The sequence below is a fragment of the Streptomyces sp. P17 genome (assembly GCF_032436805.1).
Taxonomy (GTDB): Bacteria; Actinomycetota; Actinomycetes; order Streptomycetales; family Streptomycetaceae; genus Streptomyces.
The window spans coordinates 1-450 of the sequence record NZ_JAVRBF010000333.1 but is presented as its reverse complement, the minus strand read 5'-3'; the positions used below and the strand labels follow the sequence as shown (position 1 = coordinate 450).

The following is a 450-nucleotide window of genomic DNA, read 5'->3' as shown; positions in this document are numbered from 1 at the left end:
ACCAAGTCCTTGGCGTTCCGTGGCAGCGACGTTGGGCGGGATTCTGATGGTGGCCGGTGTCGTGTTCGCCGCACCGATGCGGGCCGTCTACGCCGCTGACATGAACACGATTGATGTTAAGGTTGATGCGATGACTCGGACGCTGGGGATGTTGGTGGCGGCCAACAACAGCTCAACGGCGAGCATCATGTCCAAGCTCGGCGCTCAAGATGCTGTGTTGAGGACCATCGGAGAGGATGCTCGGCTTGCCAAAGCGTGGGCGATCACCGGGTACCAGATGGCGAACGAAATCAAGCGCGATGTCCTGCCTGTCGCGGTCTCTGCTCGCGACGCTGCACGTGCTGCCGCTCCCTGCTGGTAGGAGGTCTTCGCCCAAGCCAGAGCCGAAGCCGCATCGGTAGCGGCAGCACGTGCAGCGTCGCGAGCAGAGACCGCGACAGGCAGGACATC

At 62.7% G+C, this 450-nt stretch carries 1 protein-coding gene; it reads left to right on the top strand.

Going from position 1 to position 450, the window contains the following annotated elements:
- Positions 1 to 361 (top strand): hypothetical protein (locus RMT89_RS41145; protein ID WP_315888866.1); only part of this gene is annotated, 361 nt, incomplete at its 5' end.
- Positions 362 to 450: the final 89 nt, after the last annotated feature.